The 24,365-nt window shown below is 37.0% G+C and carries 25 protein-coding genes and 1 pseudogene; 3 read left to right on the top strand and 23 right to left on the bottom strand.

The genetic code is table 11. From position 1 onward, the window contains the following. Positions 1-180: 180 nt before the first annotated feature. The 16 genes from nagB to DIS06_RS19065 all read right to left on the bottom strand — a co-directional run bounded on the left by nagB (position 181) and on the right by DIS06_RS19065 (position 17,812). On the bottom strand, positions 181-942 hold the full coding sequence (gene nagB / locus DIS06_RS19140; protein WP_110114837.1) for a glucosamine-6-phosphate deaminase: 762 nt from the start codon (positions 940-942) through the stop codon (positions 181-183). Positions 943-944: 2 nt separating this feature from the next. Continuing rightward, positions 945-2,135 (bottom strand): N-acetylglucosamine-6-phosphate deacetylase, encoded by a 1,191-nt coding sequence (gene nagA / locus DIS06_RS19135; RefSeq protein WP_110114836.1) that lies wholly within the window; start codon positions 2,133-2,135, stop codon positions 945-947. A gap of 120 nt (positions 2,136-2,255) precedes the next feature. Next, on the bottom strand, positions 2,256-2,981 hold the full coding sequence (locus tag DIS06_RS19130; RefSeq protein ID WP_110114835.1) for a GntR family transcriptional regulator: 726 nt from the start codon (positions 2,979-2,981) through the stop codon (positions 2,256-2,258). Positions 2,982-3,273: 292 nt separating this feature from the next. Further along, positions 3,274-4,122 carry a dimethylarginine dimethylaminohydrolase family protein gene (locus DIS06_RS19125; protein WP_110114841.1) on the bottom strand — a complete coding sequence of 283 codons (849 nt, stop codon included), beginning with the start codon at positions 4,120-4,122 and terminating at the stop codon, positions 3,274-3,276. Positions 4,123-4,324: 202 nt separating this feature from the next. Then, entirely contained in the window at positions 4,325-5,653 is a 1,329-nt protein-coding gene (locus DIS06_RS19120; protein WP_110114834.1) for an ABC transporter substrate-binding protein, read from the bottom strand. A gap of 16 nt (positions 5,654-5,669) precedes the next feature. Next, complete coding sequence (locus tag DIS06_RS19115) at positions 5,670-6,482, bottom strand: carbohydrate ABC transporter permease (protein WP_110114833.1); 813 nt, start codon at positions 6,480-6,482, stop codon at positions 5,670-5,672. Beyond that, entirely contained in the window at positions 6,479-7,360 is an 882-nt protein-coding gene (locus DIS06_RS19110) for a carbohydrate ABC transporter permease (protein ID WP_481746894.1), read from the bottom strand. Before DIS06_RS19110 ends, DIS06_RS19115 begins: the two co-directional genes overlap by 4 nt. A gap of 53 nt (positions 7,361-7,413) precedes the next feature. Next, positions 7,414-8,535, bottom strand: a complete 1,122-nt coding sequence (locus tag DIS06_RS19105; protein WP_110114831.1) for an ABC transporter ATP-binding protein — start codon at positions 8,533-8,535, stop codon at positions 7,414-7,416. A 26-nt stretch (positions 8,536-8,561) separates the two neighbouring features. Next, the gene (locus DIS06_RS19100) at positions 8,562-9,107 is read right to left on the bottom strand and encodes a glycerol-3-phosphate responsive antiterminator (RefSeq protein WP_110114840.1); all 546 of its coding nucleotides are present in this window, start codon (positions 9,105-9,107) and stop codon (positions 8,562-8,564) included. A gap of 613 nt (positions 9,108-9,720) precedes the next feature. Beyond that, positions 9,721-10,221 (bottom strand): hypothetical protein, encoded by a 501-nt coding sequence (locus DIS06_RS19095; protein ID WP_110114830.1) that lies wholly within the window; start codon positions 10,219-10,221, stop codon positions 9,721-9,723. Between the two features lie 123 nt (positions 10,222-10,344). Next, positions 10,345-11,226: a diacylglycerol/lipid kinase family protein gene (locus tag DIS06_RS19090; protein ID WP_110114829.1), complete on the bottom strand. Its 882-nt coding sequence runs from the start codon at positions 11,224-11,226 to the stop codon at positions 10,345-10,347. Positions 11,227-11,286: 60 nt separating this feature from the next. Beyond that, positions 11,287-11,520 (bottom strand): DUF2164 domain-containing protein, encoded by a 234-nt coding sequence (locus DIS06_RS19085; protein WP_110114828.1) that lies wholly within the window; start codon positions 11,518-11,520, stop codon positions 11,287-11,289. Positions 11,521-11,632: 112 nt separating this feature from the next. Next, positions 11,633-12,892, bottom strand: coding sequence for a glutamate-5-semialdehyde dehydrogenase (locus tag DIS06_RS19080; protein ID WP_110114827.1), 1,260 nt, complete (start codon positions 12,890-12,892; stop codon positions 11,633-11,635). 48 nt (positions 12,893-12,940) lie between these two features. Beyond that, a complete protein-coding gene (proB, locus tag DIS06_RS19075) occupies positions 12,941-14,062 on the bottom strand; it encodes a glutamate 5-kinase (RefSeq protein WP_110114826.1) in 1,122 nt (373 codons plus the stop codon). An 89-nt stretch (positions 14,063-14,151) separates the two neighbouring features. Then, entirely contained in the window at positions 14,152-14,991 is an 840-nt protein-coding gene (gene proC / locus DIS06_RS19070; RefSeq protein WP_110114839.1) for a pyrroline-5-carboxylate reductase, read from the bottom strand. A 289-nt stretch (positions 14,992-15,280) separates the two neighbouring features. Continuing rightward, positions 15,281-17,812, bottom strand: coding sequence for an AAA domain-containing protein (locus tag DIS06_RS19065; protein ID WP_110114825.1), 2,532 nt, complete (start codon positions 17,810-17,812; stop codon positions 15,281-15,283). Between the two features lie 507 nt (positions 17,813-18,319). Between DIS06_RS19065 and DIS06_RS21025 the strand changes: the two are divergent. Beyond that, positions 18,320-18,607: pseudogene (locus DIS06_RS21025) on the top strand (3D domain-containing protein); the annotation flags it as partial. Between the two features lie 74 nt (positions 18,608-18,681). Here DIS06_RS21025 and DIS06_RS19055 read toward each other — a convergent pair. The 3 genes from DIS06_RS19055 to DIS06_RS19045 all read right to left on the bottom strand — a co-directional run bounded on the left by DIS06_RS19055 (position 18,682) and on the right by DIS06_RS19045 (position 21,114). Next, a complete protein-coding gene (locus DIS06_RS19055; RefSeq protein WP_110114823.1) occupies positions 18,682-19,581 on the bottom strand; it encodes an FkbM family methyltransferase in 900 nt (299 codons plus the stop codon). A gap of 310 nt (positions 19,582-19,891) precedes the next feature. Further along, positions 19,892-20,101 carry a cold-inducible protein YdjO-related protein gene (locus DIS06_RS19050; protein WP_110114822.1) on the bottom strand — a complete coding sequence of 70 codons (210 nt, stop codon included), beginning with the start codon at positions 20,099-20,101 and terminating at the stop codon, positions 19,892-19,894. 44 nt (positions 20,102-20,145) lie between these two features. After that, a complete protein-coding gene (locus DIS06_RS19045) occupies positions 20,146-21,114 on the bottom strand; it encodes a sodium:calcium antiporter (RefSeq protein ID WP_110114821.1) in 969 nt (322 codons plus the stop codon). Positions 21,115-21,286: 172 nt separating this feature from the next. Here DIS06_RS19045 and DIS06_RS19040 point away from each other — a divergent pair, with 172 nt between their 5' ends. Next, positions 21,287-22,339 carry an NAD(P)H-dependent flavin oxidoreductase gene (locus DIS06_RS19040; RefSeq protein WP_110114820.1) on the top strand — a complete coding sequence of 351 codons (1,053 nt, stop codon included), beginning with the start codon at positions 21,287-21,289 and terminating at the stop codon, positions 22,337-22,339. Between the two features lie 21 nt (positions 22,340-22,360). Here DIS06_RS19040 and DIS06_RS19035 read toward each other — a convergent pair whose 3' ends face one another. Then, positions 22,361-22,534, bottom strand: a complete 174-nt coding sequence (locus DIS06_RS19035; RefSeq protein WP_162596037.1) for a hypothetical protein — start codon at positions 22,532-22,534, stop codon at positions 22,361-22,363. 133 nt (positions 22,535-22,667) lie between these two features. Between DIS06_RS19035 and DIS06_RS19030 the strand changes: the two genes are divergently transcribed. Then, positions 22,668-23,120, top strand: a complete 453-nt coding sequence (locus DIS06_RS19030) for a MarR family winged helix-turn-helix transcriptional regulator (protein ID WP_110114818.1) — start codon at positions 22,668-22,670, stop codon at positions 23,118-23,120. Positions 23,121-23,140: 20 nt separating this feature from the next. On the opposite strand, the gene DIS06_RS19025 is transcribed toward DIS06_RS19030, so the two are convergent. From DIS06_RS19025 to DIS06_RS19015, 3 genes are all read right to left on the bottom strand, one after another. Continuing rightward, complete coding sequence (locus DIS06_RS19025; RefSeq protein ID WP_204166832.1) at positions 23,141-23,557, bottom strand: organic hydroperoxide resistance protein; 417 nt, start codon at positions 23,555-23,557, stop codon at positions 23,141-23,143. Between the two features lie 199 nt (positions 23,558-23,756). Further along, entirely contained in the window at positions 23,757-24,044 is a 288-nt protein-coding gene (locus DIS06_RS19020; RefSeq protein WP_110114817.1) for a hypothetical protein, read from the bottom strand. Between the two features lie 68 nt (positions 24,045-24,112). Further along, positions 24,113-24,365: zinc ribbon domain-containing protein (locus tag DIS06_RS19015; protein ID WP_162596036.1), on the bottom strand; the 253-nt coding region annotated here is incomplete at its 5' end.

Below are 24,365 nucleotides of genomic sequence, written 5' to 3'. Positions count from 1 at the left end.
AAACTGGTTGTTTAAAAGGTGTTTTGATCCCTGTCTCAAAAACAGGGGTCAGTCCCTCTAACATTTTTGGGGTTCTTTTATATTTATAAATAAAGGGCATGTTACATGTTAAGCTACTTTTTAAATGCATGAAGGACGGATGTCCTGCTATTATTTAACATACGTGCATTTGTAAGTCCTTTACGACGTGAAGAGTTCAGCCCGTTCGTTCTTCGTCATTAAAATGCGGAGAGCTTCTTTATCTGCAATGACTGTCACATCAGGATGACGCTTTAATATGGTAGCGGGAATGTCTTCGGTTGTATCCGTATGAAATAATTGATATAAAATCTCCGCTTTTTTTTCTCCAGAAACAGCTAGGATAATTTTTTTGCTACTCATGATTGAAGCAATGCCCATTGTAATCGCATGAGTAGGTACTTCTTCGAAGGATTCAAAGAACCTAGCATTCGCTTTTCTCGTTGACTCAGCAAGTTTAATAACATGTGTTCGTGAATCAAACGCCGTACCTGGCTCATTAAAGCCTATGTGTCCATTTTCCCCGATTCCTAGTAATTGAAGATCAATACCCCCAAGGTTTTTGATCAGCGCTTCATATCTTTCACATTCCTCTTCGATATTTGCTGCTTGCCCATTTGGTAGATGCGTATGTTCACTTTGAATATCCACGTGCTTAAAGAAAGCATCATTCATGTAAGAAAAATAACTTTGTTCATGTTGTTTTTTTAACCCAATATACTCATCTAAGTTAACAGAACGAACTTGTTTATAGGAGGTTTTATGTTGTTTATGATCGCGAATTAATTCTTCGTATATGCCTACAACGGTTCCACCGGTTGCTAATCCTAACACAGCATTATGTTTTTCTTTCACCGTTTGACTCATCATTTGAGCAACTTTTTTACTAAGTTGTTCGTAATTTTCCACTTCGATAAGTTTCACTGTTACTCCCCCTTTTTGTATGCTACTTTTCCGCGACAAAATGTTAGTTCGATATCACCTTTATCGTTTAATACAATAAAATCTGCATCTTTCCCGAGATGAAGGCTGCCTTTTCTCTGGTACATATTCAATTGTTTGGCTGGGTTAACAGATGCCATTTGAACAATGTCATGCAATGAGCAGTCTGTAAATGCCATCATATTAGAAGCTGCATCTTTCAACTTTAAAATGCTCCCAGCTAATGTTCCATCGGCTAACACTGCTTGATGATCATCAACAATTACTTCTTGTCCACCTAAATCATAGGTGCCTTTGCCTAAACATTTTGCTCTCATCGCATCGGTAATAAGTAAAAGCCCTTCTGCTCCTTTATTACGGTACGCAAATTTCACCATATCCGGATGACTGTGGATACCATCTGCAATCACTTCACATTTTACCTCATCGTGTAAAAGAACAGCTCCTACAACACCTGGTTCTCGGTGATGCATCGGTCTCATTTGATTATATAAATGTGTAGCCTGCTTGACTCCGGCTTTGATACTTTGTACAGTCTGTTCATACGTTGCATCACTATGGCCAATTGATGGAACAATCCCGATGTCAAAAAGATAAGAAACAAGTTCTAATCCGCCTTCTTGCTCAGGTGCCAACGTCACTACCTTAATATGTCCGTTCGCTAATTCATTCCATCGTTTAAACAACTCAACTTGTGGAATCATAATGTGATCTGGGTGTTGTGCTCCAGCTCGATTTGGCGATAAGAAAGGACCTTCCAAATGAGCACCTAACACTTCTGCTTTTCCAGGTTCATTTTCATCTGTCATATAAGAAGCAATCGATTGTAATGCATTTTCAATCGCATGTTTACTTGTTGTCATCGTAGTTGGTAAATAACTTGTTGTTCCTTCTTTAGGTAACGAACTTGATATCGTTTGAAGTGCATCATGTGTCGCATCCATCGTATCCGCTCCTGCAGCACCGTGAATGTGTAAATCAATAAATCCTGGTAATACAGTTGAATTTTTATCGAGAATAAGAGTGTTGGTTGTACTTTCAACAGGAGGACAATCTTTCATCAATCCGACTCCATATATTTGATGCCCTTTTACGAGTAAAAAGCCATCTTCAATAACTTCCTCCCCAGTGTAAACCTTTACATTTTTTAGTAAAATTGTATGTTCTTGAGTCATGTTACCTTCTCCTTTTAGTGTATCTAATGAAAGAATATCATCTATATGTTTAGATGTCTATACCAATTTTCAACCACGATCAACATAAAGACCAGCAGTAGTAAAAATGACTGCTGGTCTCTATCTTTCTAGGTGAAGAGAAAATGAAAATCGTTCTCCTGCATAATAAGCCTTTACATATTCAAAAGGTTTTTTATTTTTAAAATACGTTACTCGTTCACTTAACAAACCAGCGGCTGGATGTGGGAGTTGTAATTGCTTTGCTGTTTGTTCATTTAATATCACAGCTGTAACCGTTTGATCAGCATTACCAATTTGCTGGTTGACTTTTTGTTCAATGAAGTGATAAATGGAAGTACAAGCATCTTCACTAGTCATGTCTTTAGCAATGTCCCATGGTAAAACCGTTTCCTCTAAGACAACAGGAGTGTCATCTCCTTTTCGCAACCTTGAAATCCATAGAACATCTTCGTTTTTAACAAGCTGTAACTTTTTCACTTCTGTTTTTGTTGCTTTTCTCTTCTTGAAATGTAACAGCTCATTCGATGCTTTTAAACCTTTTGATTTCATTAATTCCGTAAAGCTTGTAATTGTAATTAATGGTTGGTCCACACGTGTTTGCTGTATGAAAGTTCCGTTTCCTTTTTTTCGAACTAAATATCCTTCATCTACTAGCCCTTGAACAGCTTGTCTCACTGTCCCTCTGCTTACATCGAACTGCTCAGAAAGTTCACGCTCGGATGGGATTTTATCTCCCGCTTTCCATACGTCAGATTTCATCAACTCTTTCATATAAGTTTGAATCTGAAAATAAACAGGAATTGGTGAATGCTTTTCAATAATCATACGCTTCAGTCCTTCTTCTACTATTTCTTTCTGTTTATAATAATAACGGTGATAAGAGGAAGGTACAACATTTATTCATCTCTAGAATATCTCCATTTTCAAGAAGTCTTCTCCTTCTAGTTCAATCATTCTTCTCCTTTACTTTTCAAAAAGGCCATTGGCCAAATACCTCTCTACACAAAACCAACAAAAAACCAACCTGACAATAATGGACAGATTGGTTTCGTTCATTTAAATTTGACAATCACATAGTTACCTTATGCGTATCAATCCAAGTAGTAGGTTATTAATTTTATCTATCTTCTCTATAAACAGGCATCGTGCAGCAACGAAACGAACCACCCGATTTAATAATTTCCGATAGATCCACTTCAATAACGGTATAGCCACGATTGCGAAGAGTTTCATTGACCTTTTTATTTACAGGTAAGCTAATGACCTTTTTCTGCCCGATTGATAATACATTCGTCCCGAGCGTGAATTGTTCATTTCCTTCAACTTCAATCAAATCATAATGCGAAGCTAAAATTGCGTGTTCTTCTTTTGAAATAGCCTCTGAGAACACAAGTGCTTCATTAGGTGATAAGATGTTAAACACACAATCTAAGTGCAAATAGGACTCTTCAATCGGTACTGAAATAACTTTATGTGTTGGTAATAATTGTTGTAAGTGTGTAGTCGCTCCTTCACACGTACGTCCGCTTACTCCTACAAGCACTTTATCGCCATCAATTAATACGTCTCCACCTTCAATACTATGCTCTTTCAAATTATGATACGGACGGTTTTCTTTCTCAAGCCATTCAATTAAGATGTTTTCCTCACCTTGTCTAAGACCATGTCCCATTTGAGATACAAACAATTGGTTGCCTAATGTAAATCCGATATCACGTGTGAAAACTTGTTCTGGATACCGCTTTTGTGGAGGAAGTTTAATAACATCTATTCCCTCATCTTCAAGAACCTTTACAAAGTGGCGATGTTGCTTCAACGCCAGCTCGATGTCAATATTTGTATCTACATAATGTCTTTGTGTTTCATTAATCACTTCACTAATTTCCATGTATGTAGGTTCACACACAATGACCGTTTTTAAAGTTGCATATTCACTGCCACAAAACTGCTGTTTTTCGATACTCATTGTCATGATTGTAATGGCCTCCTATGTACCCTTTTTTAGGAGTATTCCCTCAAATTATATTCATAAACGAAAAACAACGAGGACGCCTTCTTCTAAAAATGAAAGATAGCGGAATAAAAGAAAATCCCACCATTTATACTCCATTCCCTAGAAGTAAAATGATGAGACCTCCTATTTGTATGCTCTCCTCAACTAATTACATTTATTGATTTGCTGATTCTAACGCGCGGTTAATTTCTTCTTCTGCACGTTTCAATGCTTCTTTCGGTTCCACACCTTGGTATAGACTTTCCATACCTGTTACAATTTTTTGACGTGCTTCTGGAAATACAGAAATTAACGCTCCTTGTGTTGCTGGTGTTGATTTTGTTTCACTTAATTGGTCAACTGTTACTTTTAATTGAGGGTACTTTTCCCATTCTTGCTTTACAATCTCTTCTTCGTAAGCTGCTGGATTAATGGCGAAGTATCCAGTTTTCACGTGCCATTCTGCTTGTACTTCTGGTGTTGCTAAATATTTCATGAATTCCCAAGCAGCTTGTTGCTTTTCTTCTTCTATATCACTCGCCATCCATAATGATGCTCCACCGATTACAACACCTTCACGGTCTTCTTCTTTCGGAACTGGTAAGTAAGAAACGCCTACTTCGAATGGTGCATTATCAATGACAGATTTCACACCTGCTGACGAGTCAAGGAACATGGCCATTTTTCCTGATTGAAATGCTGCTCTCATGTCATCCCAGTTTTGACCTGAGTTATAAAACGTACCTTCTTTGTACATGTCGTTAATTAAGTTAAAAACATTTAAGCCTTCTTTACTGTTAAAAGCTGCTTTCTCAGCATTTCCTTTACGACCATTTTCATTATCAACAAACAATCCACCTTGTGCAGCAACTAGTTCTTCAAAGAACCAACCGTAGTTTAAAACAGAAAATCCGTATTGAGAAGTTTGTTTTCCTTCTTTTTTCGTTAACTTTTTCGCTGCAGCTTGTAACTCATCGTACGTTCTTGGCGCTTTTTCTGGATCCAATCCAGCTTCTTTAAATGCATCTTTGTTATAAATTAAAACGGGTGTAGAAGAGTTAAATGGCATTGAATATTGTTCACCATCAACTGTGTAATAATTTGAAATGTTCTCTTCCCATTGAGATGTATCATAATTTTCTTCATCGATAAACTTTTGAACCGGTTGTACTTTTCCACTATTGATCATATATTTTGTTCCAACTTCAAATGTTTGCATGATAGTAGGAGCATCTTTTGTCCCAGCAACCGTATTAAACTTTGTTAATGCTTCCTCATATGTACCTTGGAAGACTGGTTTTACTTCGACTTCATCTTGAGATTCGTTATAATCTCTCACCATCTCATTTAACACTTTCTCCAAATCGCCACTCATCGCGTGCCAAAAGACTACTTCTGTTTTACCTGAAGCACTTTGTCCATTTGAGCTTGTGCTATCAGACCCTGAACATGCTCCTAGAAATACAAGTAAACAAGCTGATAAGATCGCTAATATCTTTTTCATTCGATTCTCTCTCCCTTTATTTAATTGCACCTTGTGTTAATCCTTTTTGAAGACGCTTTTGACCTAAGAATAGTAACAATAGTGTTGGTAAAATCACAACAACAACCGCAGCCATCACCACCCCCCATTCAGTTGAAATTTCTTGCGTTTGCATTTGCTTTAATCCAATTTGAACAGTACGAACGTTCTCTGTGTTCGTAACAAGTAGTGGCCATAAATACATGTTCCAAGTGGTTAAAAAGCTGTAAACCCCTAGAGTCACTAAACTTGTTTTAGATACAGGGAGTACGACATTCCAAAAGAAACGGAAACGACTCACTCCAGCGACCTGTGATGCTTCATACAACTCTTTAGGAATGGTCTTAAACTGCTGACGCAATAAGAAGGTACCAAACGCTAGTGCGAAAAATGGTATCGTTAATCCTAAATGAGTATTTAACCACCCTAATTTTTGCACAGTTAAAAAGTTAGGTACCATTGTTGCTTCCCATGGAATCATCATTGTAGAGATGAACAAAAAGAATAGCGCATCTCTTCCTTTAAAGGTAATGAAAACAAAAGCAAAAGCAGCTAAACTTGACACAATTAATTGACCAACCATAACAGTAATCGAAACGATGAAGCTGTTCAGTAAATAGTGAAAAAGCGGAACTTTTTCAAATGCAGCTTTGTAATTATCAAAAGTAAACGACGCTGGCCATAATTTACCTTGAAGCACTTCACCGCCTGACATAAAGCTAATTAAAAAGGCATAAACAATCGGAAACATCAATACAACAGCTGATAACATCAGCAATATATACAGAATGGTTTTGCGAATCGTGCTCATTGATAATGTACCTTCCTTTCTCCAAGCTTGAACTGAAGAACGGTAACAATTAAGATACAGAAAAACAATAGAACAGCTTGTGCACTTGCTGAGCCCACATTATAGTTAATAAACGCATCTTTATAGATCGAATACACAATGACATTTGTAGAATCAATCGGTCCTCCCTTTGTCAAAATGTCAATTTGACCAAAGGTTTGGAATGCATTAATAAATGAAACGGTAATAATGAAAAACAGCGTAGGAGAAACCATTGGAATCGTAATTTTTCGCAATTGATACCAGTAACTCACACCTGCAATTTGTGCGTTCTCATATAAATGATCGTCAATGTTCTGTAAACCACCTAACAGAATTAAGAAAGTAAAGCCTATGTTCATCCAAATGGTGGATACTGCAACTGAAATTAACGCAAATTTCGGATCAAGTAACCATTGAACACTAGATAATCCTAGCCCGTTTAACACTTTATTCATAACACCAATTGCTGGGTTGTACATAAACATCCAAATAACAGAGGAGGCTGCTACACTCATTCCCATTGTCGATGAGAACATGGTGCGAAAAATACCAATTCCTTTTAACTTTTCGTTTGCGATTAAAGCTAAAAATAGTGCAATGACAACACTTAATGGCACAGTATAAAGAACGAATAGAAAAGTTGCTTTTAAACTTTGCAAAAAGGCTGTACTCGTTAATAAATACATAAAGTTATCCAATCCAACAAACTGAAGCGGCACACCTTGTGTATCAGTTCTAAAAAAGCTCAAATACATCGTTCGAAGCATCGGATAAAAGAGAAACAGTCCAAATAGCGTAAGTGACGGCAAAAGATAAAGAAGGCCTGCCATTAAATCAGATTTTTTACGTTTCTTCATTACCGTATCTGTTAACACAGTCGTTTTGGTTGTAGAAATTTGCCTTACTTCGCTCATACAAACACCTCTTTGATGGAAAATTGATCAGATGACATAGTCTGGGCAGAATGGATGCATTCTCCTGATTGCTGATCAAAGATAAATAAGTGACGCTCATCAATATGGATAGGAATTCGATCTCCTACTGCGATATTCCATTGTCCGTTCCACTTCGCAAGCCATTGTTGCTGTTGACCGATCGTAAATGTAAGGAGCGTTTCTGTGCCAAGTATTTCTACATTTTCCACTTCAACAATCAAGCTTTTATGTGAATCTTTCGCCAATTCAATATGCTCAGGTCGAACACCAACCGTTACTTGTTGGTCCGCGATACGCGGTGCAATATGTGTAAATGATAGTGTTCGTTGCTGATCAAAAAGAATTGTATTGTTTTGGAATTGAGCATCCACAAGATTCATCGGCGGTGCACCGATAAAGGAAGCTACAAACGTGTTAGCAGGGTGATTGTAAATATCGAGTGGTTTTCCGATTTGTTGGATATGCCCACCATTTAAAATCATCATACGGTCTGCCATCGTCATCGCTTCTGTTTGATCATGTGTGACGTAGATCATCGTGATGCCTAACTTTCGTTGAATTTGGCGAATTTCTGAGCGCATCTTTGCTCGAAGCTTCGCATCTAAGTTTGATAACGGCTCATCCATTAAACAAATAGGAGCTTGTGTCACAATCGCACGTGCTAACGCTACCCTTTGTCTCTGCCCTCCTGATAACTCGCGAGGCTTTCGTTGTAAAAAAGGCGTTAACCCTAGCATATCTGCAGCTTCCATGCATCGCTTCTGCTGTTCTTGCTTTTTAATCTTTTTGGTGTGTAATCCAAATAAAATGTTTTGCTCAACTGTTAGGTGAGGATATAATGCATAGTTTTGAAAAACCATGGATAAATGACGCTGACTTGGTAACAAATGATTCGCTTTTTGATCCCCAATGAGTAAATCCCCTGTTGTAACATCTTCAAGACCTGCTATCATTCGAAGCATCGTACTCTTACCACATCCTGATGGTCCAACTAGTACAAAAAATTCTCCAGGTTGAATGGATACATTAATTTGTTCGATGACATTTTCTTTTTGGTCATATGATTTTCCAACATTAATTAGCTCTACTTTTTTCATTTTAAAATCCTCCCTTTTATAAGAAGCTAGTCATTATTTGTATCAATTCGCTTCCACAACCAGGATCGACCAGTTGATACAGCTAAAGCACCACTTTTTAATGCCAGTTCGATGTGACGATCATTTTTAATGAGGCCACCTGTTATAACAGGCACCTCTGTTTTACGCGTAATTTTTGTAATCATTTCAGGTAACAGAGCAGGCATCACTTCAAGTGCATCAGGTTGAATAAGTTCAATTGTTTTTAAGCCGTTCTTCACCGCATCTGTATCGACTAAAAAGAGACGCTGAATGGTTACTAAATTTTGTTGCTTAGCCAGTTGAATGAGAGAGCTCTTCGTTGTTACGATACCTGTCGGCTTCACAAATTTAGCGAGGAACTTTAATCCTTCTTTGTCGTAACTAATGCCTGCTATTTTTTCAATATGTAAAAACACAAATCGATTATGCTGTTTTAGTAAATCAACATATCGCTTAATCACACTAATGTTTCCAGTTAGTAAAAAAGCCGATTGAATGTCTGTATCTAAGAAAGATTCTAGGTCCTTCGGGCTCTTAATAGAGGCAATCATTCTGTCTTGGTGCAGCCTTGTTAGAAACTCTTCTGATAAGGTCACATTCGTTCACTCCTTTACACCACTTATTCCATACATCTTAATGATGAAAATAATAAAAACCATGAAAAATGGATAGGAGCTTCTAGGTGCCTATTATTTTTTCATGGTTTCTCAAGTTCATAACCGTTTGTTTTATTCACTTATCTCTCACATGTTTTATGATAAACAAGCTATATAAAGTTCATATAAAGCTAGTATGTAGATTTGTAAAAGAAGTGTATGAGATTTGTAAATGGTAATCCAATATGAAACTTTTTAGGTAATACTTACAAAAGTAAAAAGAGGCAGGACAGAAAGAATGCTCTTCTTGTTCACGCCTCTTTTTTCGTTTCTACACTAAGGTTGTGGTAAGATAAGCAAAAATAAAAAGGTGGTTTTCTAGGGTTTACACTACCTTCTGATTTTCAACAATCACGTCAAGCTTATGCTTATCACACATTTAAAGAAGGAAACCAAATCTTAAACCGTGTTGTCATTTTAGAAGAAAGAAACGAGGGATGGATTGAAATAAAAAAGCTGATCACAAACATTCCAGGATAAGTGAAAACTTATCCTGGAATGTTTGTGATTATAAACCCATGGTTACCCATAATTTTTCGTCTTTTATTTCAAAGTGCTTCACATTTCCAATCGGGATGACTTTTATTTTATCTATTTGATTTAAATCCAACTGAAACTCGTTTTGCTCATAAGACATAATAGGAGGGTTATGAAAGATACGCTTTTTAATCCATTCTGCATTGGTGGGCTTTAAATAGTGAATATAAAAGTGGAGCATACGTTGATTAGCCTTAACAGGGCTTACTTTCAGTTCAAACGGAATGTCAATGAATAGTTTATTGATAACGCCTTTTACGTACATCGCATCTTCTTCAAATGACAACGAGAACTCTTTTATTTGTTTTTGGTCGCCTATTTGTTTTTTTAACAGCCTTATCATTATCTGACTTGTAATCGGGATTGGAACTCCTGCATCGTTTAATGTTTGTTTTGCTTTTTGGAGAGAGCCTTCTGGACTTTTTAACAACTTAATGATTTGTTCGTTCGCTTTCTTAAAAAAAGAAGTCATGGTCGTCCCTTCTTTCTACTAAAAAAAGTTTGCCACATACTAATGTATGTAGCAAACTTTCCATTCAGTATACTGTCATCCTTTTCTGCTGTCTCAAAATACTTGAAGTGAGGGCAGGGAAGTTCACGGGACAAATACGCTAAGGTGTTTAGGTAATACTGTTAGCTCAACGGGTAATGAAGGCCCTCTTTCTCCATCAATGTTCGATGTAAGGTCGTAATCAGCTACTAAAGATAGCTTTCTAGTGTGTACGTATTCAACTGCTGGGTCATGAATATGTTCTCCTTTTAATAAAGACATAGCTAACACAGGCAATTTGGTAAGCCGAACATCTTTAATAATCATCGAACGCATCAGTCCATCGTTTACTTCTGCATCAGGAGCAAATTTCTCAAAACCTCCAGCCGTATTTGTTAAGCTTGCGAGTACGAGTATGGCTTGTCCTTCCCACTCTCCGTTATCGTGCTTCATTTGTAAATGAAATGTTTCTTTATTCACTAGCGTTTTTAAGCCTTCTACAACATAAGCTAATGGTCCTAACATGGTTTTTTGTTCAACCGAAACATTTGAAGTGGCTTGTGGTAATGCCCCAACTGCCATAATATTTGTGAAATATTGATTTTCAATTTTACAAATATCTACTTCTTTTGTGTATTGTTTTTCTAACATAGCAATGGCTTGTTCACTTTCTAACGGAATTTGTAACGCCCTAGCAAAGTCATTTAATGTTCCTAATGGGAGAATACCCAATGTGGGACGATGTGACTTTTCTGCTAAACCATTTACAACCTCATTAAGAGTACCATCGCCTCCAACAGAAATAACGGCATCAAATTTTTCATCACACGAACCTTGAGCAAAACGCTTAGCGTCTCCTTCTTGTTCCGTCACACGAATGCTAACTTCATATCCTACACCTTCAAGTGTTTCTGTAATTTGTTTTTTATGTTCTGCAGCTTGTTCTTTTCCCGATGAGGGGTTCAGAATGATCATCGCTTTTTTCATATTCAATCCCTCTCCATCCACTTGATATACTCTTTATGTACCCACTTTTCATTCTTTTAGTCATACTCGTCTTTGAATGGCGAATAAATCCTCTAGTTGTCCGCTTATATATTGATGAGCATCTGCAATTCCCTCATTATAAAAATGTGGCGCGAGTTTTTCCATAAAGAATTCTAGTAGCAATAAAGCGGCTAAGTCTCCTAATTCTTCTCCTCTTTCTCGGATGAAATATCCTTGTATTTGTGCAATCATTTCATTTTTTTGTTGGTCGCTTAATTTAAATGAACGGTTCACATTATCATCTCCTCTTTTTTTATTTTACCTCTTTTTCGCTCACTCATCTGTTTTTACACATAGAAAAAGCACTAGAACAACGTCCAGTGCTTTTTCCTAAAGGGTAGAATGATTAGCGTACTTGACCGTTACCACTCATGATATATTTGATTGTTGTTAGAGCTGGTAAGCCCATTGGTCCACGAGCGTGTAGCTTTTGAGTAGAAATACCAATCTCGGCTCCGAATCCTAATGCACCACCATCTGTGAAGCGTGTTGATGCATTGTGATAAAGAGCGGCTGCATCAACTAAGTTCATAAACGTTGTCACAGCTTTAGCATCTTCCGTTATAATTGCTTCTGAATGCTTTGTACCGTATTGGTCGATGTGTGCTATTGCTTCTTCAACAGAGTTTACCACTTTTACAGCAATGTCTAGGCTTAAATATTCATTTGCCCAATCATCTTCATCAGCTAAAACGGCTCCTGGAATGACCCGTACCGCTTCTTCATCACCATGAACAGCAATGTTGTTTTCTTTAAGTGTTTCAATTAAGGCTTCTTTGTTCTTATCTAACCACGTTTTGTGTACAATTAACGTTTCAGCAGCATTACAAACAGCGGGGCGATCTGTTTTTGCATTTACTAAAATGTTTAATGCTTTCTCAACGTCTGCCTGAGCATCTACATAAATATGACAATTACCTACACCTGTTTCTAATACAGGTACTGTCGCATTGTTCACAACGGCGTTAATAAGAGAGCCTCCACCACGTGGGATTAATACATCAATGTGTTCTTTCATTGTAAATAGCTCTTGAGTGGCAGCACGATCTGTACTTGCGATAAATTGAACGGCTTCTTTTGGAATCTTTGTGTTTTCAAGTGCTGCGTGCATCACATCAACAATGGCTTTATTAGAATTAATTGCTGATGATCCACCTTTTAGTACAATCGCATTCCCTGATTTTAAAGCAAGACCTGTCGCATCAACTGTTACATTTGGACGCGCTTCATAAATCATACCAATAACACCTAATGGAACACGTACCTGCTTAACGTCTAATCCGTTGTCTAATGTCCAATTTAATAATACATCACCTGTTGGATCTTCTAATTCGGCTACTTCACGTAAACCTTTTGCAAAATCGTATACACGTTCTTTTGTTAATGCAAGACGATCCATAAAAGCTTCTTCGTATCCTTTTTCACGACCGTTTTCTAAATCTTTTTCGTTTGCTGCTAAAATCGTTTCAAACTTCGCTTCTAGTGTATCCGCTAATACATGTAACACTTGATTTTTCTCTTCTGTTGATAATACCGCTAATGTTTTCGCTGCTTTCTTTGCTTCAATCGCTTGTTCTTCTACTCGACTTTTGACTGCAACAGTCACCAAATCACTCCTGTTGTTTATTTTTATTTATTTTGTTTTCTCTTATGTTTAAAGTCCGACTGGCATTGGAATTTCAATGTGACATACGAGGCCATCACTATCAACTGCTGGTTTAATATCACCTGAAATTTCCTTACCTTGTAATTGTACGAGTTGATCAGAGGCGTAGTTCACAACACCAAGTCCAATCTCCTCGTTATCTAAATCCATAATTCTTACAACAGTTCCTTTTTCAAAGCGACCATTCACTTGATGAACGTGTAATGGTAATAAACTACCTTCTTTTTCAATCATTAATTTTTTACCTTGCTCATCTACTACAACTTCACCTTTTGGTCCAGAATTAAAGGCAATCCATTGTTTTCTTGAATCTAGATTCTCCATTTCATCTGTTGATTCAAAATACGTACCAGTTGCCGTTTGCTTTACAGCGTCAATAATAATATTTGGGACGCCAGCTTTACCAAGGAATGACGGAATGCCGGATGCCATTGAAATTTTAAATGCATCAATTTTCGAACGCATACCACCTGTTCCAACTGAACTACCAGAATCACCTGCTGCTGCTTCGATCTCTTCTGTGATTTCGTTCACATGACTCAACAGCTTCGCATCTGGATTTTCTCTCGGATCTGCATCGTATAAGCCATCGATATCGGATAAGATAACGAGCTGATCAGCATCCACTAATCCAGCTACCTTGGCAGATAGTGTATCGTTATCTCCAAACTTCAACCGATTAATCGTTACTGTGTCGTTTTCATTAACAATTGGAATAATTCCTCGCTCGAGTAACACATTAATCGTATTACGCGCATTGTTATAACGACTATGATCTGAGAAGTCATCACGTGTAATTAAAATTTGTGAAGCGACATAACCGTGTGATAAAAACAACTCAGAATAAGCTTCCATCAATAAGCCTTGACCAATGGATGCAGCTGCTTGCTTTTCCGGTAACGAACTTGGACGAGTTAAACAACCAAGCTTACGATAACCTGCTGCAACTGCACCCGAAGATACCAGTAGCACTTCATGACCTTCGTCTTTTAGTTGTACGACTTCATCTACAAGTCGTTCTAGCTTTCGACGACTAATTTCTCCATGCGCACTTGTTAATGAACTACTTCCAATTTTAATGACAACCCGCTTGTTTTTGTCGGGGTTCATCGAATCACTCCTAATTTCTTGTTGTGTTAAAAATAGATATGCTGATTTTATTTTTTAGAAGGTTTAAACGAAGAATAAGAACGGAAATTCTACGCATTCATTACTTTTTGAAGTTTTGAGCTAATCTCTTTAGAGCGCTTTGAAGCACCTTTTACCGCTTGTTTAATTGCTTCTCCACCACCATATTTAGCTAACGCATCTAATCCAGCTGCTGTTGTACCGTTTGGTGATGTGACATTTTCTCGCAATTGCGATGGTGTTTCTTCTTGCTCCATGATCATTTTTGCTGCACCGAGGATCGTTTGAGCACCAATCTGTCGAGCCATCTCTGGATCAAGACCTTCCTCAGCACCAGCGCGCTCAATATGCTCCATTAAATAATAAAAGTAAGCTGGACCACTTCCCGCAATGCCTGTGAAAATATCCATTTTCTCTTCATCGATAATGTATACTTCACCGATGCAAGTTAATAATTCTTTTGCAACCATCACGTTATCCATTGCTGTATGCTGACCTGGAGACATTGCAGTCGCTGATTCTCCCATCATACTAGACGTGTTTGGCATTACACGAATAACTTGCTGACCATTTGCGAGATGATCTTCCATATAAGAAGTTGAAATACCTGCTAACACAGATAAAAGAAGTTGATGAGGTTTTAAGTGGCTTTTAATTGAATCTAGTGCTACGTCGATGTCTTTTGGCTTCATTGCCAAGATAAATACATCTACGTCGTCAAATACTAATTCTTCTCGTTTCATACCTTTAACGCCATACTTTGCTTGTAATTCATGAAGTCTTTCTTCGTTACTTCGATTTGTTACGATAATTTGATTAGCAGGCAACTTTTCAGCTTGAACCATTCCTGAAATCATCGCTTCTGCCATTGATCCTGCACCTAAAAAAGCTACAGTTTTGTTTTTTAGCATCAAATCTCTCCCAATTTCGTTCGCATTTTTGTTCGCGTTTTTTAACAACGGTATTAATCGTAACATGCTCGTTTTTGATGTCAAGGCAACTAACATACAAGGAATTACCATCTTTTATGCAACCTTATGCGTGTGTAAGCGGTATCAAAAATAATACAAACTTTTTTTCTTATGCAATTTTTAAAGGGCTTTTAATAAAAAAAGTTTATTTTCCAAGGTTTCGGGTATACGTATTAGTTGCATATCAATGAATAAAGGGCAAGATCTCATTATCTCGCCCTTGCATACGTTATAAAACATCTTTTGGCTCAATTTCTACATTGCACCTTGAACAACAAGCCAAAATCCGCCCTTCGTATGACGAAGCATGAAGAGGCTTTTGGCAATTCGCGCATTTTAAGTCCACATATTCAATATATCTTTCAAAAATAAATGAAGGAACCCCGCCCACGTTACCACAATAATGACAAAGTAATCTCACTTTTCCTCGCTTTGTTACTTCTGCTTCTCGGGTACTGTTACAGTCTGGACACCTTTCCCATACATTTAAATAGTTAGAAAGAGAATAGTCCGGCTTTGTAGAAGTAATGGTAGGCCTCTTTTCATACTCGTATTCTTCAGGTGTTAGGTCAATGTACGTTCTAATTAATTCGATTGTCTGAGAAGCTTGTACTCTTGCACTTAGCATCGCGTTATCATGACCACCATAAGGCATATTTAGCCATAATACTTCATTCTGTATGAGTAGAAGAGAGAGTGGATAAGTCGAATAGATCACATTTGCATGAGATAATGGCACACTTTTGGGCTCTTTTGTTAAAACGGTTACCTCTTTTATCTGGTTTAACAGTTGCCACACACTTTCGGGAACGCTACTTGTATGCGGGATACAAAATAAGACGTTTGATTTTATTCGATTTAAATCTTTTAATAGTTGACGCATATCAGTTGGTTTATACCAAGCTAACTTTGGATGTTGAATCAGTTCTTTTAAAAATGTTGAAGGTTGTTGTTTCTTATTATGTTTCGTCAAGTATTGCAACAACTTAAACAATGCCCGTTCTTTTGATACACGCTTTTGCAAATACGTCTCATCCGCCACCGTAATTAACTTCCCTCTAGACCTTGTTAATGCCACATTTACTAAGCGGTCACCGTTTCGGTCTGTTAGTAAGATACCAGGACGAGATTGAGGTGCACTATCTACTACATCAAATATCATCATATCACGTTCCGAGCCTTGAAAACGATGTACAGTTGATACTGCTACGTACTCACTCATTCCAATATCTTCTACCAATTGATGAACAAGTTTTGCTTGCGATTTATAAGGTGTTACATACCCTAAAGAACGAATACCACTTTTGAAAGCTCGCAGTAGATAGCTAATAGATAAAAGTGCTGAAATCAGATTATATCTCGATTCTGTTGTCACATCTTTTACAGCATACGCATGTAACAAAGACGTATCGACTAGGATAGAAGCACGACATTGAAAAGGTTTTTGATCTGCTATCTGTTGACGGACACTTACACTAGAGTGATCACTTACTTTTCCTTGATAGATGTATTGATTTGTAAAAGCCGAAATGTCAGGATGCATTCGTCTTTGTTTTGTTAGAATGAATAAATTAGCAGGAACCTCTCCTTTTTGAACAGATTGAGCGATGCCTGTTTGATAAAACAAATCTTCTCTTAACCATTGATGAACATAGGCATGGTCACTCAGTGCAATTGGAGGTAATTGTTTAAAGTCTCCGCATACAACCGCTCTTTTTCCAAGCGTAGTTGCAAATGCAACCTGCGGTGTATACGCCATGCTAATCTCATCAACAACGATTAAATCGTATTCTTTTTCATACAATGTACGATCAGTGGTCGCTTTCGAAAGAGTTGTTCCTACTATATAAGCTTTATCTACTAATTCACGTTCGAGCTCTAATTTTTGTCCCCTTAGTTTACTTAACTGTCGGTCGATGCTAACTAATTTATTCGACAATCCTGAATAGCGATTAAGTCTGATTCGTTCTTCTTCAAGCTCGATAAGTTCATGAATAACCTCTGGATATTCCTTCTCTAGTAAAAATGAAGATTGTACGTCCTTATGAGATAAAGTTTCGTTCTGTCGGCTTGTTCCGTAGCGAATGACCTCCCCTTGCTTCCATAAACTCTTTTTCTTCATATAAGAAGCAACTTCGTTCATTAATACATCTACCGCTGCATTGCTATGAGATAATACCAGTACTTTCTTTTTTGTTCGGCAGTGGTTCGCAATGACTCTTGATAGAGTATAGGTTTTCCCTGTTCCGGGGGGTCCCCAAATATACGTAGTAGCATTAAGACGAGCGCGAAATAATAGTTCATGTAAAGGGCTTTTAATGTTTTTTTCGTTATGCTTAGTGGGCGAATCTGCACTCATCAACCGTTTCACTCTCGACAATTTCGTTCGGTAATCTTTCACTTCTTCTAATCGATCAATAAGTGCTTCAATTAACTCCCACGGCTCACTATATAACTCTATTCTTTCAACTTGTTGTCCAACAAACAAGGGAAGTTTTAACATCCATTCTCTTCCTTCGATTGTAATAACTTCCGCTTTTATTTCTTCATTTTGATGCACAAGACGAACAAGTGAACCATCTGGAAGAAATACGTCATCCGTCATCCTAAATCGATAAGTAAATTCATCTTGATTTCTGGTGATGAATTCACCGTCTACTAATAAATGAGCATCTCCTCCTTGTTCTTTCAAATAATTCATCTCAATTGATAACGCACGTTTCCATTCTTTTAAAAACATGTGTACCGTTCGCTTTTCCATCACTAAAACTCCTTTTATATCCGTTCAAATAAGCAACTTATTTATCTTATCATAAAGAGATTTAGATTGTTTACGTAAATAATGACTAGATTTTCTCACCATTTCTTCCTTAATCGATAAAATGTTTCCATTTTGTAACACAAAGTGAAACATTTTGTAATAGTGTTGTCACATTATGCTGGTACAATCACTTTATATTAAAGAAAAGAGGACGGTTTCATGAAAAAATTTATTTTGTCTTTAGGAACAACAACATTACTGACGTTAGGTTTTTCAGGAGCTGCTTTTGCGGATACATACAAAGTACAAGCTGGGGACACTCTATGGGGCATTTCAAAAAAGCACAGTATTACTGTTGATCAGTTAAAGCAATGGAATGGATTATCTTCTACCGTTATTTTTCCAAATCAATCGTTAACCGTTTCAAAGTCGGTATCAACCACAACAAAGCCAGTCGTACAGCCAAAAGTGAAAGCTGTTTCTTCAACTCCTGCACCACCTGTCGTAAAGGAGCTAACCGTTCAAGCAACTGCCTACACAGCAAGCTGCGCTGGATGTAGTGGAATTACTGCAACTGGAATTAATTTAAAAGCAAATCCAAACCAGAAAGTCATTTCGGTTGATCCTAAAGTCATTCCGCTAGGCTCAAAAGTGTATGTAGAAGGATACGGAGAGGCTATTGCTGGTGATACAGGAAGTGCTGTTAAGGGGAATAAAATAGACGTATTCATCCCATCTAAACAACGAGCGATTCAATGGGGTGTCAAAACGGTCAAAGTAAAAATTTTAAAGTAAGAGACTGCTATTTAAAAGTACCAGGTCTGTTGAATGAAAAGATAAACAGACCTGGTACTTTTTATGAATGTAATTTATTTTTTTACAACCACAAGGTCTGTATGTACCTCTCTATATCTGAGCTCCTCTTGTACTTGCTTATATGTAAACGATGTAATGTCCACTAATTCGTCGTTATAATCATACATAAAAACATGAAAATGCTCGTTTAGAAACGATAAAAATGTATCGAGATTTACGTAAGCTTTTTTCATGTATTCACTATCAAATTCAATAAATCCAATCACGTGACCACATTCTTTAATCGTGTGATTCATCCCTTGTAAGACAAATGCTTCGTACCCTTCTACATCAACTTTAAACAATAATCGTTCTTTTGTTAGTGATCCTTCTAATAACGAGTCAATTGTCACAGTCGGTACGTCATGTTCTTCAATCATGTTATGAGAGGGTGCGTAAGAAGCAGAAGATGTTCCTGACCAATGTGTATCAACATAAAAACGTTGATTTTCGTTTTCTTTGTTAGAAGCAAACGCTTGAACAATTGTTATTTGCTCTTTATTTGGGTGAGCTTCTTTCGATTTCATGATATATGGAATAAGATACGTATTTGCTTCAATACCAAATAGCTTTGTATGAGCGGCATAATCAGTTGAGAAAATGCACTCTCCATAATTTACACCTACATCTACAACAATTGTTGGTTTCATAGTCTGTACCGTATCAATCCAAAATTTTGTTAGTCTCGATTGTGTCATACCATTTTTAATGAGAAGGACTCTTCCTCGGTTTTCGTTTGGATTTACATAGAGCAAATGACGAGATGGTAATGTAATAGCTTGCGGAAGGTTTGCGATGTTTAATGTTTTATACTTTAAGAAAACCCCTATATCCACCATCGCCTTCCATATCTTCGGATGACTTTCCCACAATTTCATAAAAACAGGTTTACGAAGCGTCGCTTTTAATGCCATACACTCTTCCTCCACTTTTGATAAATTCTCTATGATATTCTATAGAATAAAGAGTGAACCCTTTTATAAACCCAAACCTTAACAAAATCTTTACTTCTCAAATATCATTGATTTAACTAGAGAGAGACTAAGAGAAGGATGCTTTAGTTAGGGACGTGGTACTCCAACTAAAATGTCTCCGGCTTCATTTACAATCCCTGTTAAAAAAGCTTCGTCTATTCTATGAAGGGCCTTGTATGTTACATAAAGATTACCCCTCACTAATGAGATATAAACAAAAAAACAGCTGTATGAACAGCTGCTTTCCACTTTATTTTGAAAATGGGTTGTAATCTGTTTTAATTTTCGGCAATCCACGTACTTCTTGTTTCATGCTATTTCCGCACATCGGACATGAATAATCAGCTGTTGCAAAATCCTCTCTCATCCACCCGTTACATGAGTCAGATTCACAAGCATAGACCGTTGTATCTTCAATAATATTAACAGGCTCTTCTATTCCTTTTTTCGCAAAGTACATGGAATCATCTCCTTTTTTTACTAGTATGTCTTTTTTTTAGGAATTTATTTGTAAATAAACAACAAATAAGAAGATATGAAATAACCTATTACAATCATGATAGATGGAATCACATACCCTTTATTTTTAAGTGGTCTAAAGATTCCAAAGCTTACAACAAACATTAATAGTAAAACAGCAGCACTCGTGATTAAATGAGATGGACTTGCTAAGTAAAGAAGGGGGCCTTTTCGATAAATAAGGTCTGTAAACGATAAAATTAAAACATTGAATGAGTTACTTCCTAAAATAGAGCCAATCGCTAAGTTATAGTTTTTTAAGCGAATTGCAACCATTACACTAACGGCTTCTGGAAGTGAGGTACTACCAGCAATTAGAAAAGAGCCAACAAATGAAGAGCCAAGACCTGTAATGACTGCAATCCGATCACCACTAATCGTTAAAATGCTGCCAAACACCATAATAAGAATCGCTAAGAGGGAAAATTTGACGATTGTCTTTTTTATTGATGGTTGTGTTTTGTTTTTCTTCTCTTTTGTTTCTTGAGATGTATTCTTTTTTGAAATAATGACGATTCCGATTAGATAAGTCACCACAAAAAGAATGGTGTCCCAGCCTATTCCGAATAGTGAATACAGAGCTCGAAAAAATAAGGAAAATAACACAAATGTAGACAAAATGACAACTAAAATAGCGTATTGCTTATTTTCATCACTTGCAAATTGAAGCATTCTTTTCTTTCGAAATACAAGGTCTAATACGGCTAAAATGAGCAGGTTAAATAAGTTGCTTCCTAATACATTTCCAATGGCTAGATTCGGACTATCAATAATAACGGATGTCACACTCGTTGTAATCTCAGGTAAAGATGTTGCACCACCTAAAAGTAAACCAATTAACACACCACTAACAGATGATTGTTCTTGTATTTCGTCTGCATACTTTGATAATTGAATCGAAATGAAAATGGTAGCGATTGCTGAAAGTGCAAACGCACTATACATGAGTATCATTTTGAAAGAAGCGCTCCTCTTTTTTGCATTCTTAGTAACATAAAATAAGATATGAGAAGCATGCCTCTAACAACATTTAATTATACAAAATACTAACTTCATCTTGATTCCATCTATTTCCTATTATACGATAAAAACAATAATTCTGACTATTTTATAAGAGGTGAAGCTAATGATCTTACACACTCCCTTATGCGATACTCTTCAAATTAAATATCCGATTATTCAAGCGGGCATGGCCGGTGGACCCACTACAGTTGAATTAGTTGTAGCTGTTTGCGAAGCAGGCGGGCTTGGAACATTAGGTGCTGCTTATATGACTCCAGAAGATATGAAAGTAGCAATTCAACAAATAAAAGCCCAAACAACGAACCCTTTTGCTGTCAACCTTTTTGCTACGTCCATGAAAGATGATGTATCTCATATCCAACGTGGACAGTCCACTCTAAACTTCATCAGGCGTCAACTTGACATACCAGATGGTTCTCTTCATATTCAAACAACTGATTACTTTGCTAAACAACTTTTGATTGCTATACAAGAAGAGGTCCCTGTTATTAGTACTGCTTTTGGCTTGTTATCAAAAGAACAAATAGCATTAATAAAAAAACATCAAATAAAAATAACTGCGATGGTTACCACTGTCTCAGAAGCACAATTAGCCGAATCGAGCGGTGTTGATGTCATTGTTGCTCAAGGTAGTGATGCTGGTGGACACCGTAGTACGTTTGATTTAACAAACCATCCTTACGGAGCGATGATTGGTACATTCTCATTGGTCCCTCAAGTTGTAGATGCTGTAAACACTCCAGTTGTTGCTGCTGGTGGTGTGATGGACCGTAGAGGATTACGTGCCGCTTTAGCATTAGGGGCCTCAGGCGTACAAATGGGGACACAATTTTTAACGACTCGTGAATCTGGAGCTCATCCTGTTTATCAACAAGCTTTACTACAAAGTAATGAGGAAAGTACCGTGATTACAAAAAGCTTTTCAGGTCGTCCTGCAAGAGGTATTAAAAATGCATTTATAAAAGAATTTGAATCGCAAAATGGAGAGCCTTTACCATTCCCTACTCAAAACACCATCACAAGTGATATTCGAAAAGCTGCAGCTCATCAACATAATTCCGAATACATGTCATTATGGGCGGGGCAAGGTACTCGATTGTTAATGAAACAAAAATCTGCTAAGGATGTCATTGATCACATGGTTGCAGACTTTTAACACAAAGAAAAGCGAGGAACATCATGTTTTCTCGCTTTTCTTTATGTTATGTACACCATTTGTCAGCCACTTTTTTTGAATAAAAAAGATACCTAATAGAAGAATGACTAATTGAATTCCTCCCATTGAATTAACCGAAAAGTTAAAATGGTTATGAACATTTACTGTATTACTAAATTTTTTGTTTTCTTTCATCAAACCCCCTCCATCTTTATATGTATATGTCCAATTTCCTAAATCTTTCATTGATCTCACTTGCATCTCCGTTTTTCTTTGTACATTTCATGTGTATAATAAAAAGACATTATATAACTTGGAGGCAATTTAATTGAGCAATAGCTATGAACAATTAAAACTAGAACATCAACTCTGTTTTACAATTTATGCAGCGTCTCGAGAAATCACAAAAGTATATAAGCCACTACTTGAACAACTTCACGTTACATATCCTCAATATTTAGCACTGCTTGTATTATGGGAAGAAAGAGAAGTAAGCGTGAAACAACTAGGAGAGCGATTATATTTAGACTCAGGAACCTTAACTCCGATGCTAAAACGCATGGAACAACAAGGATTACTCACTCGCCAACGTTCACTAGCAGATGAAAGAGTAGTGACAGTAAGACTCACTCAAAATGGAGAGCAATTAAAGGATCAAGCCTGCCAAATCCCAAATGCTGTTTTTAGTATGTCAAATCAATCTCCTGAACAACTTTCTCAATTAAAACAAACATTGAACGAGTTGTTAAAAGCGCTTCATTCCTACAATACTGCAAAATAAAAAAAGCCCTAGGGCTTTTTTTATTTTGCAGTGACATTTAATTTAACATCAATGTTTCCACGTGTAGCTTTTGAATAAGGACAAACTTCGTGTGCTTTATGAACAAGTTGCTCTGCCTCTTCTTGAGATACACCGCTAATTTCTACATTTAACACTACACCAATTTTGTATCCATTATCGCTTTCATCCTTCATTAGACTAACTTCACCATGAATCGTTGAATCAATTTTTTTACTTGCTTGGCGCGCAACTAAGTTAAGGGCACCATCGAAGCATGCTGAGTATCCAGCGGCAAATAATTGTTCAGGATTTGTTCCTTGTTCCTTAGAACCTGATCCTGGCATGACAAGCTTTGCGTCAATTACTCCGTCATCTGACTTTACTCGACCTTCACGTCCACCAACTGCTGTAGCTTTTGCTGTAAATAATATTGACATGATATTCACCTCTTCCAATCATTTTAATTGTGCACAATTAAATATTACAAAATCTAAATAAAAACGGCAACTGATAAGCATAATAAAAAAGCATGAAGTTTCCTCCATGCCTTTTACATTCCCTCATATTTCTATATTTATTCCTACCATTTTCAATTCTTCTCTTCATAATTAATGTGAATATGATGGTTTCTAGAAGTTAATTCTTATCCAATTCTTTCGACCATTCTTCTGTCCACTTCTCAATCTCGTCACTAATTCGCTGCTTTTCCTCTTCCATTTCTTGATATTTCATTTTTCTCATTTCTTCAGAATAATCTAGCTTTCGTTGTTTCATCTCTTCTATTAGGTTTTCAAGTTCTTGTGCTGTTTTTGTATCAATTAATTCTTGTGCCACCAAATATCGATAGCCGACTAAAAGTAATTTCGCTTCTTTATATGTATTTAAGCCAACAAGATGCATTAAATGATTTTGAACTACTCCCACTTAACACTCTTACGAGCTGTTTGAAGTGGGAGATTCCTAAGAACACCAACCTAACAGTTAGTTATTGATTAGGCGATCCCCGTAGTCCCTACGGTTAGAAGTCTTATTGCTTCATTTTTAAGATTTTGTCCTGCGTTAATATCTCGATCGTGATGTGTGCCACAAGAAGGGCAATCCCATTCACGAAGGTTGAGATTTTTAACGGCTTTGTTTTGGTAGCCACAAATTGAACATAATTGAGAACTTGCAAAGGTTTTAGACACCGTGACTACCTGTTTTCCATACCACTTTGCTTTGTACGCTAACATCGTTCTAAATTGT

It is taken from the genome of Bacillus sp. CGMCC 1.16541 (genome assembly GCF_003184905.1).
Classification (GTDB): Bacteria; Bacillota; Bacilli; order Bacillales; family Bacillaceae_H; genus Priestia.
This window is presented reverse-complemented; position numbering and strand designations above follow the sequence as displayed.

Excerpts from the sequence above, each read along its gene's own strand:
- DIS06_RS19110 (WP_481746894.1), bottom strand. The coding sequence starts at position 7,360 with ATGAAGAAACGTAAAAAATCTGATTTAATGGCAGGCCTTCTTTATCTT.
- DIS06_RS19040 (WP_110114820.1), top strand. The coding sequence starts at position 21,287 with ATGATCTTACACACTCCCTTATGCGATACTCTTCAAATTAAATATCCG.
- DIS06_RS19100 (WP_110114840.1), bottom strand. The coding sequence starts at position 9,107 with ATGATTGCCTCTATTAAGAGCCCGAAGGACCTAGAATCTTTCTTAGAT.
- DIS06_RS19125 (WP_110114841.1), bottom strand. The coding sequence starts at position 4,122 with ATGAGTATCGAAAAACAGCAGTTTTGTGGCAGTGAATATGCAACTTTA.
- proC (WP_110114839.1), bottom strand. The coding sequence starts at position 14,991 with ATGCTAAAAAACAAAACTGTAGCTTTTTTAGGTGCAGGATCAATGGCA.
- DIS06_RS19090 (WP_110114829.1), bottom strand. The coding sequence starts at position 11,226 with ATGAAAAAAGCGATGATCATTCTGAACCCCTCATCGGGAAAAGAACAA.
- DIS06_RS19130 (WP_110114835.1), bottom strand. The coding sequence starts at position 2,981 with ATGATTATTGAAAAGCATTCACCAATTCCTGTTTATTTTCAGATTCAA.
- DIS06_RS19055 (WP_110114823.1), bottom strand. The coding sequence starts at position 19,581 with ATGGCATTAAAAGCGACGCTTCGTAAACCTGTTTTTATGAAATTGTGG.
- DIS06_RS19105 (WP_110114831.1), bottom strand. The coding sequence starts at position 8,535 with ATGAAAAAAGTAGAGCTAATTAATGTTGGAAAATCATATGACCAAAAA.
- DIS06_RS19065 (WP_110114825.1), bottom strand. The coding sequence starts at position 17,812 with ATGGAAAAGCGAACGGTACACATGTTTTTAAAAGAATGGAAACGTGCG.
- DIS06_RS19035 (WP_162596037.1), bottom strand. The coding sequence starts at position 22,534 with ATGAAAGAAAACAAAAAATTTAGTAATACAGTAAATGTTCATAACCAT.
- DIS06_RS19050 (WP_110114822.1), bottom strand. The coding sequence starts at position 20,101 with ATGTACTTTGCGAAAAAAGGAATAGAAGAGCCTGTTAATATTATTGAA.
- DIS06_RS19025 (WP_204166832.1), bottom strand. The coding sequence starts at position 23,557 with ATGTCAATATTATTTACAGCAAAAGCTACAGCAGTTGGTGGACGTGAA.
- nagA (WP_110114836.1), bottom strand. The coding sequence starts at position 2,135 with ATGACTCAAGAACATACAATTTTACTAAAAAATGTAAAGGTTTACACT.
- DIS06_RS19120 (WP_110114834.1), bottom strand. The coding sequence starts at position 5,653 with ATGAAAAAGATATTAGCGATCTTATCAGCTTGTTTACTTGTATTTCTA.
- DIS06_RS19115 (WP_110114833.1), bottom strand. The coding sequence starts at position 6,482 with ATGAGCACGATTCGCAAAACCATTCTGTATATATTGCTGATGTTATCA.
- proB (WP_110114826.1), bottom strand. The coding sequence starts at position 14,062 with ATGAACCCCGACAAAAACAAGCGGGTTGTCATTAAAATTGGAAGTAGT.
- DIS06_RS19045 (WP_110114821.1), bottom strand. The coding sequence starts at position 21,114 with ATGATACTCATGTATAGTGCGTTTGCACTTTCAGCAATCGCTACCATT.
- DIS06_RS19095 (WP_110114830.1), bottom strand. The coding sequence starts at position 10,221 with ATGACTTCTTTTTTTAAGAAAGCGAACGAACAAATCATTAAGTTGTTA.